The organism is Nostoc sp. UCD121 (assembly GCF_014222285.1).
Lineage (GTDB): Bacteria > Cyanobacteriota > Cyanobacteriia > Cyanobacteriales > Nostocaceae > Nostoc.
The window spans coordinates 1-2,976 of record NZ_JACKZS010000396.1 but is presented as its reverse complement, the minus strand read 5'-3'; the positions used below and the strand labels follow the sequence as shown (position 1 = coordinate 2,976).

Annotated in this window: 2 protein-coding genes and 1 pseudogene; 2 read left to right on the top strand and 1 reads right to left on the bottom strand. The window is 40.0% G+C overall.

All coding sequences use genetic code 11. The features are described 5' to 3' along the window. Nucleotides 1–76: 76 nt before the first annotated feature. Nucleotides 77–969 (bottom strand): annotated as a pseudogene (locus GNF10_RS36105) (ISKra4 family transposase); the annotation flags it as partial. Nucleotides 970–1,050: 81 nt separating this feature from the next. Here GNF10_RS36105 and GNF10_RS36100 point away from each other — a divergent pair. Together GNF10_RS36100 and GNF10_RS36095 are read left to right on the top strand one after the other, a co-directional pair. Further along, the gene (locus tag GNF10_RS36100) at nt 1,051–1,245 is read left to right on the top strand and encodes a VOC family protein (protein ID WP_185607449.1); all 195 of its coding nucleotides are present in this window, start codon (nt 1,051–1,053) and stop codon (nt 1,243–1,245) included. An 813-nt stretch (nt 1,246–2,058) separates the two neighbouring features. Next, nucleotides 2,059–2,442 carry a DUF2795 domain-containing protein gene (locus GNF10_RS36095; RefSeq protein ID WP_185582435.1) on the top strand — a complete coding sequence of 128 codons (384 nt, stop codon included), beginning with the start codon at nt 2,059–2,061 and terminating at the stop codon, nt 2,440–2,442. Nucleotides 2,443–2,976 lie beyond the last annotated feature (534 nt).

Below are 2,976 nucleotides of genomic sequence, written 5' to 3'. Positions count from 1 at the left end.
AAATTATATTTTCACTTACAAGCATTGTTAATTGATTCTTGATCTGGCTTAAATACGACTTTTTCAGCAAGCCCTAGTTAATAATGCGATCCCGATGCTTATCAAGATAACAGCAAAAGTTTTGTGCTTGTTTACCCTTGCAATCACCGAATAGAGCTTTGGTTGCCTCAACTTGACCTTTCCATAGTAGAGCTTGTGCTTGTTTTAAGCGTTTTTGTGAACCCCCAACTTTATGAAGATTTTCTATCAAATGGAACCAATCAAGCACTTCTCGACGTTGTACATCAGGGGCTAGTTGGTCAACTATATTCCAAATACCATCATGCCCATCACCGATACAAGTAACTGTGCTAGCCAGTGGTTGATCATTCACCCAATCAATCACAATCTGATTATTCTGAAATGAAGTTCCAAGCATTCCGAGATGATGTAAGCTAATCGCTTTATAGCCAAGCCATGCACATATTTGATCTTTAGGAGTTCGGACACGAATGTTTCCACCATCAACACTTAATTCTTCAACCGTGTCTTCTTGCATTGGCAAATCAAAGTTCTGACGATGCACCAATCTCTGCTGGCTGCTACGGGAAACCTGTACGCCTGTAAAATATTCGATATCTGCTGCCGCATCTTCATAGCTGACATTGGCACTCACACGTAGACAGCAAATTTCCAGATAGGGACTTAGTTGATTGCTAGAAGGGACTCCCAATTGCTGCGCCTGCTTACTTGTAATTGGCAATTCTCCTAGAATACTTTTTAGTCGTCGTTGATACCCTGCACAGGTTCCCGTAACCGTTTCGATAAAAAAACCCCTGCTTCTGGCATGACGTGCTTCTGCATTTGGCTTCGCACTGCCTCTTCAATTCCTGCAAGGCTTGTTAGTCTTTCTGGTGAGGTATCTTCGTATAGTATTTTAGCGATCGCCTGAATATGTTCTTGAAGAGCTTGCTTTTGTTCTGGGGTCATCGGTAAGTCAATACACTCGTCTTACCCATCCTGACTGATTTTTGCCTTCTTTGCAAAAAACTGGGATGCTCCCGATTGAACTTGAGTGACTCAGTTGAACCAGGTAATATTGTTAGTACCTTTGTTGTCAATGATATAGTTACTGCTCGTCAAAGCCTGACTGAAAAAGGAGTCTCAGTTGGGCCAATTACAGATGTTGGTCATGGAGTGCAATTATCCACTTTCAAGGATATTGACGGAAATTTGTTAGGGATTAGGCAAAATCCGCAGTCTTAGCCTGGATTTAAACTTAAATCGCGGAATCATATAAGGATATGATTTCATCTGCAATTTAAGCTAACTGTCTTAGTGGCGGATCAGCCTAGATAAATTGTAAAACGAATCTTGACCCAAGATTTCCCACCAACTCCCCAATTATGACTCCAATAGTCCACCTCAGTAGGACTTTCGGTAATCAAAAGGGGAGGTGGAATTAACAATAACTTAATTTTCTTTTAAATTAACAATGTACTATGTAGAAGTTGTTTTCCTTGGAGAAAATGGAATTAAGAAAAACTAAAGTGGTTAAAAATTGTTTAAGGATAACTACATTAGTTATGCAGGCTAGTCACTTCTCTTCATAGAAGTGGTATTAATCGCATACTAAACCTGAAAAATTGAAGAAAGATTAATTTAAAGAAGAATTCAGCTATTCACCAATTCTGAAGTCAGAATCAATCAGGGATTCAAACCGTGCAGGAATTGTTCGCCCTTGCGTCTCGTAGAGAAGACCACCAAATCTACGATTTAGTGGGGAGCTTAAACCCGTTTATTCAGACGCTCCTACGGACGCTCCTTCCTTGCTACCGCTTCGCTAACGCTAACGCTACGCTATCCACCACTCGCACAGAATACCTTTCCTGTATTCTAACTGCTGACTCCTGAATTCTGTTCGATAACTGATTGCAAATATCTAAAATGCAGAATAAGGTGTGTATGGACTACATTTTCCTCAATCTACTACTCTGCATAACTGTGCAAGCTGACTTTTACTAATTTTTTCACTTTCTTCACTGAATCCACAGCGTCAAGACCATAAAGAGATTTATTATGGCTAAACTGAATCCAGTACAGCTACAAAAAAATTTGAACCAAGTTAACTATCCCCTTAGCAAGAAAAGCTTGGTTAAGTATGCTGAAGAAAAAGGTATTGACGAGAAAATCCTGCGAATCTTGAAAAAGTTGCCTTCAAAACAATATGAAACTCTCGCTGATGTGGCCAACTTAATTGATGAAATATTCATCACTAAAATCAGTCCAGTACAATTAGAGAAAAACTTGATTGCAGTTAACTATCCACTCAGCAAAAAAGACTTGGTTAAGTATGCTGAGGAAAAAGGTGTTGATGAGAAAGTCCTGCGAGCCTTGAAATGGTTGCCTTGTAAACAGTATGAAACATTAGCTGATGTAGACAATGCAATCAATCAACAGTGATTGGATTAATACTGGTTAAGGTGCTACTTTCTCCCGAAACTTTGGCACGATAGATAATTACCATTTCGTCTCCCTAAATGTTTGACTGTTGTAACTGTTGCGCTTTCGGTTAGGTAAATCTGTCTTCATATTCTAATACAGTTCAGTTAAGCATCTCTTTCTTCTCTCTGCGTTCTCTGCGCCTTCTCTACGAGACGCTGCGCGAAGGCGGTTCGTAAAAAAAATGACTTTGGTAACAGAGTTTTAGCCTTAACTGAACCGTATTGCTTCATATTCAGTCAAAAGAGATAGGATATCTATCCATAGGTACTATAAAACAGCCAGGAAACGTTCAATAGGCAATCGACATTTGGTTCCTCTGGCAGCGATCGCAGTATATAAGCGCGATGCTTCAATTCACCACGGCTTTTTGCCAAGCTATATAGTCTTTACCGTCCTGTTTCACCTATCTGATCTACATCGTCTGCTACTCCATTGCGAAAGCGTACTTCTAAGCCGTGTTCTGGCTCCCAGTCACACTCAGCTATCAACTTA